We start from the raw sequence: 15,253 nt of genomic DNA, 5'->3' as shown, positions 1-15,253 counted from the left end.
ATTTCATATGGCTGTGTTGGTACGGGTGTGACGAAAAAAATCAGCAACGGCTTGCGCCGTTGCTGATCGGGTATTGCGGGTCGTTCAAGCGTGGGCTTACAGCGGACGACCGATGCCGTTGCAAGTGTTGGCGTGGCCGATGCTAAGGGCGTTGGTAGCGGTCAGGAAGCTGCTACGAACAGCTTGCTTCCAGGCAGCTGGCAACGGCACAAAACGGTTGGCGGTGATCGCTGCGTCGTTGGTGCTGGCTACTAAGCCGTTATAGTGACGGGCGATGAAGCCTCGCACCTGCGTACTCTGGGTGGCGTCGGCATAGCACTGGCTGAAGATCACGTTGGTGAAGCCCAAGATCGGGTAGCCGGTAGTAGGGTAAGCCACGACGCTTGGATCGTTAGGGTTGGTGGTTGCGGCGAACACTGGCACCCAGGCGTTCGGGTTGGCGCGGTTGGCGGCGGCTGGTACTGGAACAGCAGCGATGGCCGCCGAAATGTTTGCTGGTGCCGGAGAAATACCACCAACCCGCGCCACTTTTGTGGCGTCATCAAGACCCGCTAGCGTCGACGCCGCATAGGCAGGGCTCATGTAGGTAATACGACCTTGAGCTGCGTTCACCGCATCCATGACACCTTGACTGCGGTTAGCTGATACTGCACCGGCCGGTAGGCCGCCACTATAGGTGGAGGCGAAGTTGGTGGTGACAGAGAAGCTGCCTGTTTCCGCGCACTTTGCGCGCAGGAAGCGGGTGAACAATTCCGTGGTTCCGCTGCTCTCGGCACGGTAAACCACAGTGATTGGACCGGTACGGCCAGAGCCGTTGATCTGGCTCCAGTCGGTCAGGCGACCGGAGAAGATCCCGCACAGTTGGTTAACGCTCAGATCGACATTGGCGGTGCCGGCCTTATTGAACGGAATGGCAACTGAGGTCGCTGCCGAGGGCACCTGGATCAATGGCCCCCAAGTGGCACTGTGAGTAGAGTTGTAGTAGCTCAACTCAGTCGACGTGAGCTTCGAATCGCTGGCGGCCCAGTGAACGTTCTTGCTGGTGTCGCCTGCCACGAATCTGGTGTAGTCATTGCTCAGGAAAGCCTGTTTGCCATTGCCGCTACCCACACCGATGTAGGGAGCGAAACCGGCCGTCAACACGCCAGGCGTTTGGTAAAGCGGCTGGGGCAAGGTAGCGCCGCCACCGTTGACATCCGCCATTGCCAACGGCGCGCATATACCGCTGCACAGCAATGCAACAGCCTTGGATAAACGATTGAACATGACAAGACTCCTGTCTTGAGAAGCGGCGCCTTACCCGAGTGCATCGACCGTAAGCGCGGCTGAAGGGTGTGAAACAACAACCGTTAACTACAAAGAAATCAGCAACGGCTTTCGCCGTTGCTGATCGGTGTTGCGTGTTGCTCAGGCGTGGTGTTACAGCGGACGACCAATGCCGTTGCAAACGTTGGTGTTACCAATGCTGAGAGCGTTGGTGCTGGTGAGGAAGCTGCTACGAACAGCTTGCTTCCAGGCAGCTGGCAAAGGCACAAAACGGTTGGCGGTGATTGCGGCATCGTTGCTGTTAGCCGCAGTTGCGTTGTAATGACGGGTGAAGAAATCACGCACCTGAGTGGTTTGTGCAGCGTTGGCGTAGCACTGGCTGAAGATCACGTTAGTGAAGCCCAGGATCGGGTAGCCGGTGGTTGGGTAAGCCACAACGCTTGGATCGCTAGGGTTGGTAGTTGCGGCGAATACCGGTACCCAGGCGTTCGGGTTAGCGCGGTTGGCGGCAGCAGGCACGGTGACGGCTGCGATTGCGGCCGACACGTTGGCCGGGGCTGGGGAAACACCGGCAACGCGAGCGACCTTGGTGGCGTCGTCCAGGCCGGCCAAGGTGGTGGCGGCGTAATCCGGGCTCATGTAGGTGATGCGACCTTGGGCAGCATTCACCGCATCCATCACAGCTTGGCTACCAGTGGCGGCTACGGCGCCGGCTGGCAGGCCAAGGCTATAGCTGGAGGCGAAGTTGGTGGTGATGGCGAAAGTGCCGGGCACAGCGGGTACAGCTGTAGGGCACTTGGCGTTCAGAAAGCGGGTGAACAGTTCGGTAGTACCGCTGCTCTCAGCACGATAAGTCACAGTGATCGGGCCGGAACGGCCGGAACCGGTGATCTGGTTCCAGTCAGTCAGTGTGCCGGCGAACACGCCGCACAACTGAGCGACGCTGAGGTTAACGTTGGCAGTGCCAGTCTTGTTGAACGGAATGGCTACCGAGGTGGCAACCGAAGGCACCTGGATCAGTGGGCCCCAGGCAGCGCCGTGGGCAGTGACGTAGTTGTTCAGCTCAGTGGTGCTGAGCTTCGAATCGCTGCCAGCCCAGTGCACGTTCTTGCTGGTGTTGCCAGCCACGAACTTGGTGTAGTCGTTGTTCAGGAAAGCCAGTTTGCCGTTGCCGCTGCCCACGCCGATGTAGGGGGCAAAACCGGCGGTCAGAACACCGGAAGTCTGGTACAGAGGCTGAGGCAAGGTTGCACCACCGCCATTGACATCAGCCATGGCGGCCTGAGCGGCGCAGAGGCCGGCGAGGGTCAGGGATACCGCGAGAACGTTGCGCTTAAACATGAAGAATCTCCTTTCATCGTGTTCGTACGTAGGTTGGGTGACGCGTGCTTGCCGTCATGGCGCTCGGTCCTGTGCCGATGGCGGTGGGGTGAGGCCATGGGTTAGAAATTCGCAGCTTCCGGTGACAGATAGAGGAAAAAACCTCGGGAGCTGAGGGCTGTTTTTCGAGTTTTTTCCTCGGGTGTTCGAGGGCTCTGGGTTGAGGGTCCGGGGTGGTTTTGCGGGGATACGGCAAGGGTTGTCAGGGAAGCCGGCGGCAGGCGGTCGTGCGGCGGGGAAACATGACAGAACGAGGAACCCGAGTTTGGCGCGGACATGACACGGGAGGTGTTGTGGCAGTGCAAAATAACTGGCTGGATCTCGGCTGTTGTGGCGAGGGGATTTATCCCCGTTGGGTTGCGTAGCGACCCCTTTCGGATTCCGCATCGGTGTGCCAGACAGAACTCAGCCAACTGAACTGAGGGCTGCTTCGCAACCCAACGGGGATAAATCCCCTCGCCACAAAGTACGTGCTATTGAACCAACTGATTGATCTCGATGATCGGCAGCAGCACGGCCATGACGATGATCAGCACCACCCCGCCCATGACCACGATCATCAACGGCTCCAGCAGCGCGGTCATGCCCATGGCGCGGCGTTCGATGTCGCGGGACAGGGTTTGCGCGGCACGTTCGAGCATGGGTGGCAGGCAGCCGGTCTTCTCGCCGCTGGCGATCAGGTGGATCAGCACCGGCGGAAAGACTTTTTCCACCCGCAGCGCCGCCGCCAGGTTGACCCCTTCGCGGACCTTTGCGGTGGCATCGCTGACGCTCAGGCTCAGGCGGTCGTTGGAGAGGGTCTGGCGCGCGGCCTCCAGTGCTCGCAGCAAGGGCACCCCGGCGCCGCCGAGGATCGCCAGGGTCGAGGCGAAACGCGCGGTGTTGAGGCCCAGCACAAATCGCCCGATCAGCGGCAGGCGCAGCACCCGCGCGTGCCAGTTCAACCGCGCCGCCGGCTGGCGCAGGTACAGGCGCCAACTCCAGAAGCCCCCGGCCAGGACGCAAAAACACAGCCAGCCCCAGGCCCGGATGAAGTCGCTGGCGGTGAGCATCGCCAAGGTCAGCCCGGGCAAGTCCTGGCGGGCCTGGGAGAACGCGCTGACCACCTGCGGCACCACGTAGCTGAGCAGGAAAATCACGATGGCGACCGACACCAGTCCCACCACGCCGGGATAGATAAACGCCGTGAGGATCTTGCCGCGCAGGTTGTTGCGCTCCTCGATGTAGTCCGCCAACCGTTCCATCACCTGGGCCAGGTCGCCGGACTCTTCGCCGGCGGCAATCAGCGCCCGGTAGATTTCCGGAAAATCCCGCGGCCGTGCCGCCAAGGCTTCGGCCAGGCGCATGCCACTGCGCACATCGGCGCGCACGGCGCTGAGGGTCTGGGCGATGTGCTTGCGTTCGGCCTGCTCCACCGTCGCACTCAACGCGGCCTCCAGTGGCAGGCTCGCCCCGAGCAGGCTCGCCAGTTGGCGGGTGGCCCAGGCCAGGTCGTTGTCCGAGAGCTTGGCACTGAACAGACCGCCGCCGTTGGCCTGCGCCGTGTTGCGCTCGAGCTGCACCTGCAACGCCGTTAGCCCGCGACTGCGCAGCAGGCTGAAGGCAGCGCCCTGGCTGTCGGCTTCCAAGTGCCCGGATTCGATCTTGCCCTGGGCGTCGGCGGCTTCGAAACGGTAGCGGTTCATCAGGCGTCCCGTGTTACGCGGAGGATTTCTTCAGGCGCGGTGGCGCCACTGCGCACCCAGCGTTCGCCGTCTTCGCGCATGCTGAACATGCCGGCCTGGCGGGCCGCGGCGCGCAGTGCCTGCTCCCCTGCCCCCTGATGGATCAGCGTGCGGATGTCGTCGTCGATGCAGAACAGTTCATGAATGCCGGTGCGGCCGCTGTAGCCGGTCTGGTTGCAACTCGGGCAACCCACCGGGCGCCAGGTGCCGGGCGTGGCCGGATCGGCTTGTTTGCAGTGCGGACAGAGCCTGCGCACCAGCCGCTGGGCCAGCACGCCGAGCATCGACGAGGCCAGCAGGAAGGGTTCGACGCCCATGTCGATCAGACGGTTGATCGCCGACACCGCGTCGTTGGTGTGCAACGTTGCCAGCACCAGGTGACCGGTGAGCGAGGCCTGCACGGCAATCTGCGCGGTCTCCAGGTCGCGGATTTCACCGATCATGATGATGTCCGGGTCCTGGCGGAGGATCGCCCGCAGGGCCAGGGCGAAGGTCATGTCGATTTTCGCGTTGACCTGGATCTGGCTGATGCCCGGCAGGTCGTACTCCACCGGGTCCTCCACGGTGAGGATGTTATGCACGCTGGCGTCCAGCCGCGCCAGGGCGGCATACAGGCTGGTGGTTTTGCCGCTGCCCGTAGGGCCGGTGACCAACACAATGCCGTGGGGCTGGCGGATCAGGTGGTCGAGCTTGCCGAGCACGTCCGGGTCCATCCCCAAAGTTTCCAGTTGCAAGCGTCCGGCCTGTTTGTCCAGCAGGCGCATCACCACCCGTTCGCCGTGGCCAGTGGGCACAGTGGATACGCGGATGTCGATCGGCCGCCCGGCGACACGCAGGGCGATGCGGCCGTCCTGGGGCAGGCGTTTTTCGGCGATGTCGAGCTGGGCCATGATCTTGATCCGCGACACCAGCGCGCCATGTAAGGCCTTGCGCGGCGAGACCACGTCACGCAGCGTGCCGTCGACCCGATAGCGCACCACCGAATGGCTCTCGTAGGGTTCGATGTGGATGTCGCTGGCCTCGTCCCGGGCGGCCTGGGTCAGCAGCGCATTGATCATGCGGATCACCGGCGCGCCGTCCTGGGTGTCCAGCAGGTCGGTGATCTCGGGAATGTCCTGCATCAACCGGTCGAGGTCCACCTCGTTTTCCGCCGCGCCGACCACGGCGGCGGCGCTGCCAGTGTCGGCGTAAGCGGTATTGAGCAGGCCGTCGAGCTCCTCGTCACGCACCCGTTCCAGCCGGACCTCGCCGAACTGGCGACGAACTTCACTGATCGACCAGCCCGGCGTTGAGGGGCAGACCATCAGCACCGCCTCCTCCCCGGACTGGCGCAATACCAGGCGCTGGGCCTTGGCCCAGGCGTATGGGAGGGTGTTCATGCCGACACCTTCTGCTCGATACAACACTTGTGGCGAGGGGATTTATCCCCGCTGGGGCGCGCAGCGGCCCCCAACCTGACAACAAGGTATGTCAGGTTGATGTTGTTGAATTTTTTGGAGCTGCTGCGCAGCTCAGCGGGGATAAATCCCCTCGCCACAGGTGCAGTGTTTTCTGGGTTGGTGTCCATCAGCGAGCGCCTCCTTCGACCGGCACCGCCTTGATCACCGCCCTCGGCGTTTGCAACCCGGCGGGCGTGGCGCCTGGAATCGCCCGGGCCGAGGCCGGCAGTTGCGGCGCCTGCACGTCCGGCAGCGCCCAGCTGCGCTCCGGTTGCAGCAGGCCTTGGGCGCGGCGCATGAAGTCGTAGCGGTTCAGGGTGATCCCGCGACCCGCCGCCGTGTCGCGGATGATGTAGGGCCGCAGGAAGACCATCAGGTTGGTCTTGGTGACCTGGCGCCGCTCGTTGCGAAACAGCGCGCCAATGCCGGGGATCGTCGACAGCCACGGCACCGCGTCGTTGCTCTGGCTGTAGCCGTCCTGCAGCAGCCCGCCGAGGACCATGATCTGCCCGTCGTCCAGCAGGATGCTGGTGTCGATCGCACGTTTGTTGGTGACGATCCCGGTGGTGCTGGAGGCGCGGTTGTCGACACTGCTGACCTCTTGGTAGATGTCGAGCTTGACCGTACCGCCCTCGGAAATCTGCGGCCGGACGTTGAGCTTCAGGCCGACCTCCTCACGGGTCACGGTCTGGAACGGGTTGTTACTGGTGCCGCCACCACCGGTGACGTAGCTGCCGCTGACGAACGGGATGGTCTGGCCGACGAAGATGCTCGCCGCTTCGTTGTCCAGGGTCAGCAGGTTCGGCGTCGACAAGACGTTGGTGCCGCCCTTGCTCTTCAAGGCCCGGGCCAGCACCTTGAGGTCGAGGATCTTGCCGATGCCGGGGATGTCCACGGTGCCGTTGACCAGGCCCAGGTTCAGGCCCTGGGGCAACACGTCGATGCTGGTCTTGCCGTTGAGGTTGAGCCCGGTGCCGCCGAGGTTGACCCCGCCGATCACGCCGCTGCCACCGAGGTTGCCGGTCTGCCATTGCACGCCAAACTCGCTGGCATCGTCCTCGCCGACTTCGACGATCAGGCTCTCGATCACCACCTGGGCGCGGCGCTGGTCGAGCAGGTCGATGACCTCGCGCAGGTTGCGATACAGCGGGTCCGGCGCGGAAATCAGCAAGGTGTTGGTGGTGGCATCGGCCTGGATGGTCACGCCACCGGCGCTGAAGGCGGTGTTCTGCTCGCTCTGCGTCGTGCTGGAGGTTTGCCCGCTGCTGCCTTGGCCATAGCCGCTGCCGCTGCCCGAGGTGGTGCTACTCACGGGGCTGGTTGCGCTTTCGTTGCCCTGCCCGCTCTGGCCGTTGGTACTGGCGCCCATGCTGCTGAGCACCGAGCGCGAATTGTCGTTGCCCTCGCCTTCGCTTTCCCCGGTGAGCAAGCCGCGCAGGGCCTGGGCGAGTTTGGCGGCCTGGGCGTTGCGCAGGTACACCACGTGCAGGTTGCTCGGGTTGTTCTGCGCGTTGTCGAGCTTGTAGATCAGGTTGCGCGCCAGCTCGGTCCGCTCCGGGCTGCCGGCGCGGATGATGATGGAGTTGGAGCGCGGGTCGCCGATCACATTGATCTTCTGCGTCTGGTCGCCGCCCTGGGTCTCCAGCAGGTCGGAAACCATCTGGGCGATGTCCACGGCGATGCCGTTCTGGATCGGCACCACATCGGTATCGATAGCACTTGGAGTGTCGATGCCCTCGATGAGCTGCGCGACGCGAGAGAGGTTCTCGGCGTAATCGGTCACCACAATCGTGTTGTTGCCGGGGTACGCGTTGATCGGGTTGTTCGGCGAGACGATCGGGCGCAGCACCGGGATCAGGTTGACCGCGTTCTCGTATTGCAGGCGAAAGGTGCGAGTCAGCATGCCGTTGCCGGCCGGTTTGTCAGCATTGTAGATCGGCCCACCCAGCAACTTGGCATCGGCTTCCGGGACCACTTGGGCGACACCGCCGACATCGACCACGCTGAAGCCCTGCATGCGCAATGCCGCGAGCAGCATTTCATAGGCCTGGCGGGCCGGCACCTGGCCTTCGGAGACCAGGGTCAGGTTGCCTTTGACTCGCGGATCGACCAGGAACTGCTGACCGGTGGAACGCGACAAGGCGCGCACCACCGCCTGGATATCGGCCTCGACAAAATTCAGCGTCACCGGTTGATCACCCAACGGATTGCTCGCAGGGGCATCGCTACGCGGCGTGCGGGCGCGGGCGGTCAGGTCGACCTGATGGCGCACCGGCGGTTTCTGCTCGCGGGACGCCTGGGCCCGTTGCCGGTCCAGCAACGCGTCACCGCTGCGCTGGGTACTGCCCAGCGGGATGCCCAGTTCGCTGTCCACCAGCAACGGTGGCTGCGAGGCCGGTGGCGTGCTGGTGCACGCGCCCAAAGCAAGCAACAGCAGCGGCGCGGCCTTGCGCCAATGTCGCGGGTATCTGGACCCCTTCATGAAGCTTCCTTAGCGCTTGACGCGTGGTTCATGCGAACGGTTCCGGACAGAGTGCCGGGGGTTGGGTCGGAACTGGCCGGGGCCGTGCGCTGCAAGCGGGCCTCGATCACTTCCAGGGAAAATTGTGGTGGACTGCCGAGCAGCCAATCGATCACCCCGTCCGCCGGCGCGTCGGTGAAAGTGAGTTGCCACGCGCCAGGCGCCGCGGTGCCCGGCGGTTGTAACTGGTAGTGCTCGCCCAGGCCGCTGGCATCCAGGGTCTGGCGCAGGGCGACTTCAAGGGATTGGCCCCGGGCGGGTCCGCCAACGTCGCGCAGCAGCACCTCGAGGGCTTCGGTCTGCGAGCGCAGCTTCGGGGTTTCGGCCTGCCAGTAAGCGATGGTTTTCAACGCCGGCTCGATCAACGCCAGCCAGACCAGGCCGCTACCGAGCACCAACGCCGCCAGGGCCACGGCACGTTGCTCGCGGGCGGCCAGGCCCTGCCAGGCCGTGCGAAGGTTTTGCCAACGCGCCTTCAGCTGTGCCGCGGTCAGCTTATTCATCGTTCGCTTCCTGGTTTTCGTCGGGGCTGTCTTGCGCTTCCTGCCCGGCCGGAGCCACGCGCAACGTCCACCCCTGGTCAATGGCCGCGACCTCGATGCCGGCCTGCGCCAGGGGCATTTTCCAGTCGTCGCCCGCCGCGACTTTCTGCGCTTCGGCGACGAGCTTGAGGCGCAACTCAGCGTTTTCGAACACCAGTTCCTGCACATTGCCGCTCATGAACGGCATGGCGCTGCCCGCCTGCCTTACCAGGCTGGCGAAGCGCTGCCCAGGCTCCGTCAGCGAACCGCTCTGGCGCGCGGCGATTTGCTGACGGGCCTGCTGCAAGGGATTGAGAATCACCGGTAACTGAGGAAACGCCTGCTTCACCCGTTGACTCATCTGCGCCTTGAGCCGCTGCCCCTGGGCCGCTTCACGGCTGGCATAAAGATTGAGCCCGCCCCCCCACACCGCCACCGCCAGCGCGCAGATGCCCGCCGCCCGCCCCCAGCCGCCGCGCCCGGAACGCCCCTGCGTCAACCCGGCATGCAGGCCCCAGCCCGGCGCGACGCCAGTCCAGCGCTGGGTGACGGGCAAGCTGTCAGTCGTCACTTGCGGCGGCGACTCGCCCACCCAATGCAGGCCGCTGCCCATTTCCACAAGCCACTCGTCCAGCGCATCTTCCAGCAACGGCTGGACCACCGCGTGCTGCAAGCCATGACGCACCAGCAAGTGCCCGTCTTCGATACACGCCACTGGCCCCGACAACACCGGCAAGGCGTAGGCGGCCGGATACAGGCCGCGCAACTTGAGGCCGGCCTGCAGCAGGATCTGACCTAATAGGTTCAGCGACGCACGGTCCAGCCAGGCGACCGCTACCTGCCCGTCCGCATCGCGCGGGCCGTGGGCCACTTGCATCTGTTCAGTGGCACCGAGCATCAGCGCCTGGGCCGCGCAGGTCACGGCGGCGGTGGTTTTCGCCGCGGACAACGGCGGCAGCTCCAGGCGCGTCAGCAAGCTGTCACGCGAATGCAGGAAGCATTCGACCGGCTGCTTCTTCGTGCCCTGGCCAAGCGCCCGGAGTGTGCTGAGACCGGCCTCACGCACCTGCCCTTGGCGATCCAGCCAGGCAAATGCCACCGGGCTGTCGAGGCCAAGACGATCCAGCGGCGCCAGGGCAATGCGCAAACGGCTCATACACCCACCCGCGACCAGATCACCTGAGGCAAGCGGTCCTGGCTGCATTGGAGCAAGGCATCCAGTTCGACCCGCCGTTGGCCGCTGCGCACCTGGCCCCGCAGGCGGAACCAGTCGCTGGCGATGCCGACCTTGACGGTGCTGACGTCCAGTTCGGGCATGCGCAGGCGGTTGACGAAATCCCCGCGATTGATGAACCAGTGGCCACCGTCGCGTTCATTGATCAGCGCCTGGGCGCGTTGCAGCGACAATCCCGGCACGTAGGCGGCGAGCACCGCGGCGCTGGCGGTGTTGCCGTTGAGCCAGGTGTTGGCCGGCAGGATCGTGACGTAAGGGGCCAGCATTTCCAGCAGTGCCGGGGTGACGCCCTTGACGCTGAGCAGGTCTTGTAAAGTGCGCAGCATCGGCCGGGTCGGCGCCAGCGTGTCGGAGGCGTCCGGCGAGGTGCTGCGGCCGCTGTCGAACGTGCTGCTCATGGACGCCTGGCCCGCCCGCGGCGGATTCAACAGGCGCGGGTAGCCAGCAATCACCCGCTCGACGATACGCGCCCGTACCGTGGCGGCGACACCCAACTGCTCGCACAGCCGCTCGAAGGCGCGCAGCTGTTCCTGGTCCAGCTGGTCATCGACCACCAGATTGCGCAGGTTGAACTTGCCTTGTTCATCCTCCAGTTGCCCTTCGAATGGCGTGTCGACCTGGCCGGAGCCCGGCATCAGAATAGGTTTCGCCCAAGGCTGGCCGAAGCGCGTCAAGGGATCGCGCTGGCGAACATCCCAGAGCAACTGGCGACTCACCTGCAGGCCGCCTTGCAACCGCGCCGCGCCCTGGATGCGCAGTTGCTCGGCTTCCAGGCTGCGGGTGAACAAGGTCTGGCGGGTGAGCATGCCGCCGGCAATGACGGCCACCACGGCAGCAATCAGCAAGGCACTGATCACCGCCATGCCGCGCTGCTTCGCCGCTGTCGGCGAATTCGTGCGCATCACGGCCCTTATAACTGCCAGGAGCCGATGTCGGCGTTCACACCGTCGCCGTCAGGCTGGCCGTCGGCACCAAGGGAAAAGATATCGACCTCGCCGTTCGCGCCAGGATTGAGGTAGTTGTAGGGGCGGCCCCACGGATCATTGGGCAAGCGGTCCAGGTAGGAACGCCAGGTGCTGTTCTTGGCATCGGCCGGCCGCTCCACCAGCACCTTGAGGCCCTGGTTCATGCTGGGGTAGCTGCCGTGATCGAGGCGATAAAGCTTCAAGGCCTGCATCAACCCGCCGATGTCCTGCTTCGCCGCCGTGGCACGGGCCTGGTCAGGTCGATCAAGAACCTTGGGCACTACCATCGCCGCGAGAATGCCGAGGATGACCACCACGACCATGATCTCGATCAGGGTGAAGCCCCGCTGCCCGCGTGGGCCTCGGGAACGGGCGTAACAAGGGGCGATGTGCATCTCGACGGTCCTTCCTGGATTCGATTCGAGGCGCAGTGTTGCAAGAAAATATGTCAGCGATATTGAAATTGCTCAGGAGCTTGCGTCGTCAATCTGTAAAGAACATTGCTCAGGCTTGGGTACTGCTTTCGTCCCCTCGAGCCGACCGATGTCACGCCCAGCCCCACAAGCCGGTTTCACCCTGATTGAAGTGCTGGTGGCCCTGGCGATCATTGCCGTGGCCATGTCTGCCGCAGTGCGCGTGGCGGCGGTGATGACCCAGAGCAACGGCTTGCTGCGAGACAAGTCCATCGCCTTGCTGACGGCTCGCAGCCAATTGGCGCAATTGCGCCTGGAAGGACACGCGACGCCGGGGATGAAGGTTTTTGAATGCGATCAGGGTCGCTTGCTGCTGCGCTGCGAGCAGAACCTGCGCCCGGCGGAAAACGGGCGGATGCTGCGGGTCGAGCTGAGCGTATCCGACCGCAGCCGCGAGGCGCCGCCCTTGGCTCGGCTGGAGACCTTGCTCAGTCGGGAAAAATAACCGGATGCACACGATTTTTCTGTGGCGAGGGGATTTATCCCCGTCGGGCTGCGTAGCAGCCCCTTTTCAGGCCGATAACCGAGTGGATATTCAGTTTTGGGGCTGCTGCGCAGCCCAGCGGGGATAAATCCCTCGCCACAAAGTTCAGCGGAGCAGCGACGGCAAACTCACTGAATCCGGCAGCCGCGCCAGTTCCAGCCGGGTCTGTTCGCTGCCGCGTTCGATCACCACGGCCTGCGCCTCGATCGCTACCAGCCTTACCCCTTGGGCTACCCGCTCGCCGGCCAGGAAACTGCGCGGTGGTCCGTCGTTGAGACTCAGGATCGCCACCGCGCCGCGGGCACCGGCCATCACCCCGCTGACCTTGATATCCACCGCCGCCGGTTGGTTGGAAAACCACTGCAATGCAGGACTGTCGGAACGCTCGGCCAGGCGTTGCGGGGCCACGTCCGGGGTGCGCGACTCGGCGGATGTCAGCAGCAGAGAAGACCAGGTCGCCACTCCGGCCAACGCTGCCACCAGTCCCAGCGCCTGGACGATATGCGCCGGGGAGACTCGTTCCGTGAACGTCATGACCTGATCTCCTTGTTTGATTCCAGCGTCCAGCGTACGCGTCAATTCTCTCCGTTTTATTTCACATCCTTATCATCTTCAGCGTGCACGATGATCATCAACGCAAAGGAGCGCGCTCGGATGCACGGCAAGCAACGCGGTTTTACCCTGATCGAATTGATGGTTGTGCTGGTGATCGTCGGCATCGCCAGCGCGGCCGTGAGCCTGAGCATCAAGCCGGACCCGGCGAAGCTGCTGCGCCAGGATGCCGAACGGCTGGCCCAGCTGCTGCAACTGGCCCAGACGGAAGCCCGTGCCGACGGGCGACCGATCACCTGGCGCTGGGACGCCAAGGGTTTCGGCTTCAGCCGCCGCCCGGACCAGGGCGCAGGACTGGACCGCTTCAAGGAAGACCCGCAGCTGCGCCCGCGACGGTGGCAAAGCCCGTCCATGGAGGTACGTGTGGAACCCCGGCAACGCGTGGTGCTCAATGCCGAATGGATCGGCGTGCCGCTACAGATCCGCTTGTCCGACGGCCAGAACAGTTTCACTGTGCAACGCAGCGCCGCCGGTCGGGTATGGGTTCAATGAGCGGCCGGGAGACAGGCTTCACCTTGCTTGAAGTCATGGTGGCGATCCTGCTGATGGCGGTGATCAGCCTGATCGCCTGGCGCGGGCTGGACAGCGTGACCCGCGCCGACAGCCACTTGCAGGCCAGCACCGAGCAGACCGAAGCCTTGCTGCGAGTGCTGAACCAGCTGGAGCGCGATGTGGCCCTGCGGGCCGGCGTCGAGTTGAGCGAACCGCTCAAGCCAGGGGTCGACAACGAGCCCTCGACAGCCCCGCCCGCCCTCACCCTGCGCAGCACCGAAGGCCAGGGTTTTCGCCTTGACGTTATCCGTGAGGCCGCCGATCAGGGCGGTGGCTTGCAACGGGTACGCTGGTGGCTCAAGGGCGACACGCTGTATCGCGCCCAGGGCCAGGCCCGCAGCCGCTACCCTCTACCGGCGCCGGGTGCGGGCGTGGCTGTGTTGAGTGAGGTCAGCGATGCGGGGCTGCGATTCTGGGACAGGGAAAAGGGCTGGCGCAAACTCAGCGGCAACCGGCAGGAGGATCCGCCGGGCATCGAAATCAGCTTGACCCGGCAGACACCGCAAGGGCCGGAGAAGTATCGACAGGTGCTGGGGCCGTTGGAGTAGCCCGTCCTTCAAGATTGTGGGAGCGGGGTTGCTCGCGTTTCCCCTGTGGGAGCGAGCTTGCTCGCGATGGCGGCCTGAGAGTCGGCCAGGGTTTCGTTGACTGACTGGGTACATATCCGTTGCTGCGGTAACGGCTGCTTGGGGTTCCGCCCTTACGGCGGGTCACTTTTTTCAGACGCCAAAAAAGTAACCCAAAAGGCTTTGCCCCACCACTCGGTGCCTCGCCAAGGCTCGGCATGCCCTCACTCCGGCATTGCTCCGTGGGCCCGCCGCGAAGGGCCGTCCCTGGCCCAGCGCGGCTATCCCGGCATCCATGCCGGGATGCCCACTGCACAATGCCTGCGTTCGGCCAGCGTGGTTAACGGGGCGTCTCAGATCAAGATCAGGATCAAGATCAAGATCAAGATCAAGATCAGGATCAAGATCAGGATCAAGATCAAGATCAAGATCAGGATCAGGATCAAGAGCGAGGCGGTCTGGTAGGCCGCCTGCCTCCTCTGCTTTACCCCGATCTAACTGTGGGAGCGAGCCTGCTCGCGAAGGGGCCAGCCCAGGCGCCGCTGAACTAACTCAACACCACCACCCCACCCGGTAACTCGGTGCACTTGGCGCCATAGGCATCGCGAATCAGCAGCGCCACCCCAGCCAGTTGATCGAGGCGGAAACGGGCCTGGACCTTGCGCAAGCCCAGCTCGCGGTTGAGTAACAGCAACATGCCAGGCCGATAACGGTTGATCTCGTCGATGACGCTGGCCAGGGTCGCATCGTTGAACACCAGCACCTGTTCGCGCCAGGCAACGGCGGCGGATACATCGGCCGCCTGTGGGCTGCCGACCTGGCGGGTGTCGTAGGTCAATTGCATGCCCGGCTCGAGGCGAAACTCTCGGCCCTGCACTTGGACTTGCACGACGCCTTCCAGGCAAGTTGCGCAGACGCTCTGGTCGATGTAGCGAACATTGAACCGGGCCCGCGCGGCGCTGATCCAGCCGGAGCCGGCCTGGACGTTGATCGTCGTGGTGCTGCTGCCGGACACTTCGACTTCGCCGGCGAGCAATTCCAGGCCCTGCCCGCCCTCGGCCAGCGGCAGGCGGCTGAGGCGAGTCTGGGTATTGAGTTCCAGGCTCACGCCATCGCCCAGCTCGACCCGGCGCTGTTCGCCCACTTCGGTGACGTAGTCCGCAGCGAGCCCGGAAACGCCACCCGGCACCGTGGCGCGGATCAGCAAGAAGCCCACGGAGGCGGCCAGCGCGCCACCGAGCAACGCCCGACGGCCAAAATGCCGAGGCCCCTGCGTCGCTTCGGCGGCCGGTCGCAGCCCATGCCACAGCGCCTTGGCCTGCTCGAACGCCTGCGCATGTTCGGCGCTCTGCCCGCACCATTGGCGCAAGGCACGGGCATCGGCGACGGTGGCGCGTCCCGAGGTCAGCAGGATCAACCAGTCACGGGCCTCGCCGGCCAGTCGGGCCTCGGGCGTATCGTCAGGGGACGCGATGCTGAAGATATTCAAGCGCACACACACTCATGAATGGGTCGG

Annotated in this window: 16 protein-coding genes; 4 read left to right on the top strand and 12 right to left on the bottom strand. The window is 64.4% G+C overall.

What is annotated here, in order from left to right; all coding sequences use genetic code 11:
- Window positions 1-96: 96 nt before the first annotated feature.
- From J3P86_RS13320 to gspG, 10 genes are all read right to left on the bottom strand, one after another.
- Complete coding sequence (locus J3P86_RS13320; RefSeq protein ID WP_434600755.1) at window positions 97-1,266, bottom strand: substrate-binding domain-containing protein; 1,170 nt, start codon at window positions 1,264-1,266, stop codon at window positions 97-99.
- 153 nt (window positions 1,267-1,419) lie between these two features.
- Window positions 1,420-2,607, bottom strand: coding sequence for a substrate-binding domain-containing protein (locus J3P86_RS13315; RefSeq protein ID WP_434600754.1), 1,188 nt, complete (start codon window positions 2,605-2,607; stop codon window positions 1,420-1,422).
- Between the two features lie 512 nt (window positions 2,608-3,119).
- On the bottom strand, window positions 3,120-4,331 hold the full coding sequence (gene gspF / locus J3P86_RS13310) for a type II secretion system inner membrane protein GspF (RefSeq protein ID WP_434700587.1): 1,212 nt from the start codon (window positions 4,329-4,331) through the stop codon (window positions 3,120-3,122).
- Window positions 4,331-5,749: a type II secretion system ATPase GspE gene (gene gspE / locus J3P86_RS13305; protein WP_434700586.1), complete on the bottom strand. Its 1,419-nt coding sequence runs from the start codon at window positions 5,747-5,749 to the stop codon at window positions 4,331-4,333. The genes gspF and gspE overlap by 1 nt, the downstream gene beginning before the upstream one ends.
- Window positions 5,746-5,937 (bottom strand): hypothetical protein, encoded by a 192-nt coding sequence (locus J3P86_RS13300; RefSeq protein ID WP_434700585.1) that lies wholly within the window; start codon window positions 5,935-5,937, stop codon window positions 5,746-5,748. The genes gspE and J3P86_RS13300 overlap by 4 nt, the downstream gene beginning before the upstream one ends.
- On the bottom strand, window positions 5,937-8,291 hold the full coding sequence (gene gspD / locus J3P86_RS13295; RefSeq protein ID WP_434700584.1) for a type II secretion system secretin GspD: 2,355 nt from the start codon (window positions 8,289-8,291) through the stop codon (window positions 5,937-5,939). Before gspD ends, J3P86_RS13300 begins: the two co-directional genes overlap by 1 nt.
- The gene (gene gspM, locus J3P86_RS13290) at window positions 8,288-8,833 is read right to left on the bottom strand and encodes a type II secretion system protein GspM (protein WP_434700583.1); all 546 of its coding nucleotides are present in this window, start codon (window positions 8,831-8,833) and stop codon (window positions 8,288-8,290) included. Before gspM ends, gspD begins: the two co-directional genes overlap by 4 nt.
- Window positions 8,826-10,007, bottom strand: a complete 1,182-nt coding sequence (gene gspL / locus J3P86_RS13285) for a type II secretion system protein GspL (RefSeq protein WP_434700582.1) — start codon at window positions 10,005-10,007, stop codon at window positions 8,826-8,828. Before gspL ends, gspM begins: the two co-directional genes overlap by 8 nt.
- Window positions 10,004-10,987 (bottom strand): type II secretion system minor pseudopilin GspK, encoded by a 984-nt coding sequence (gene gspK, locus J3P86_RS13280; RefSeq protein ID WP_434623677.1) that lies wholly within the window; start codon window positions 10,985-10,987, stop codon window positions 10,004-10,006. The genes gspL and gspK overlap by 4 nt, the downstream gene beginning before the upstream one ends.
- Window positions 10,988-10,995: 8 nt before the next feature.
- A complete protein-coding gene (gene gspG / locus J3P86_RS13275) occupies window positions 10,996-11,445 on the bottom strand; it encodes a type II secretion system major pseudopilin GspG (RefSeq protein ID WP_434568451.1) in 450 nt (149 codons plus the stop codon).
- Window positions 11,446-11,593: 148 nt separating this feature from the next.
- Between gspG and gspI the strand changes: the two genes are divergently transcribed.
- Window positions 11,594-11,968 carry a type II secretion system minor pseudopilin GspI gene (gspI, locus tag J3P86_RS13270; RefSeq protein ID WP_434700581.1) on the top strand — a complete coding sequence of 125 codons (375 nt, stop codon included), beginning with the start codon at window positions 11,594-11,596 and terminating at the stop codon, window positions 11,966-11,968.
- A gap of 144 nt (window positions 11,969-12,112) precedes the next feature.
- Here gspI and J3P86_RS13265 read toward each other — a convergent pair whose 3' ends face one another.
- Complete coding sequence (locus J3P86_RS13265; protein WP_434700580.1) at window positions 12,113-12,541, bottom strand: type II secretion system protein N; 429 nt, start codon at window positions 12,539-12,541, stop codon at window positions 12,113-12,115.
- Between the two features lie 120 nt (window positions 12,542-12,661).
- On the opposite strand from J3P86_RS13265, the gene gspH reads away from it, so the two are divergent.
- The 3 genes from gspH to J3P86_RS13250 all read left to right on the top strand — a co-directional run bounded on the left by gspH (window position 12,662) and on the right by J3P86_RS13250 (window position 14,202).
- On the top strand, window positions 12,662-13,111 hold the full coding sequence (gene gspH / locus J3P86_RS13260; protein ID WP_434568454.1) for a type II secretion system minor pseudopilin GspH: 450 nt from the start codon (window positions 12,662-12,664) through the stop codon (window positions 13,109-13,111).
- The gene (locus tag J3P86_RS13255) at window positions 13,108-13,719 is read left to right on the top strand and encodes a type II secretion system protein GspJ (RefSeq protein WP_434623682.1); all 612 of its coding nucleotides are present in this window, start codon (window positions 13,108-13,110) and stop codon (window positions 13,717-13,719) included. Before gspH ends, J3P86_RS13255 begins: the two co-directional genes overlap by 4 nt.
- Window positions 13,720-13,920: 201 nt before the next feature.
- The gene (locus J3P86_RS13250; protein ID WP_434700704.1) at window positions 13,921-14,202 is read left to right on the top strand and encodes a hypothetical protein; all 282 of its coding nucleotides are present in this window, start codon (window positions 13,921-13,923) and stop codon (window positions 14,200-14,202) included.
- Window positions 14,203-14,284: 82 nt separating this feature from the next.
- Here J3P86_RS13250 and J3P86_RS13245 read toward each other — a convergent pair whose 3' ends face one another.
- A complete protein-coding gene (locus J3P86_RS13245; protein WP_434700643.1) occupies window positions 14,285-15,226 on the bottom strand; it encodes a FecR family protein in 942 nt (313 codons plus the stop codon).
- Between the last annotated feature and the right edge of the window lie 27 nt (window positions 15,227-15,253).

This window comes from Pseudomonas sp. D1-1, from assembly GCF_051132225.1.
Lineage (GTDB): Bacteria > Pseudomonadota > Gammaproteobacteria > Pseudomonadales > Pseudomonadaceae > Aquipseudomonas.
The sequence above is the reverse complement of the archived record's forward strand: the minus strand, read 5'-3'. Positions and strand labels throughout refer to the sequence as shown.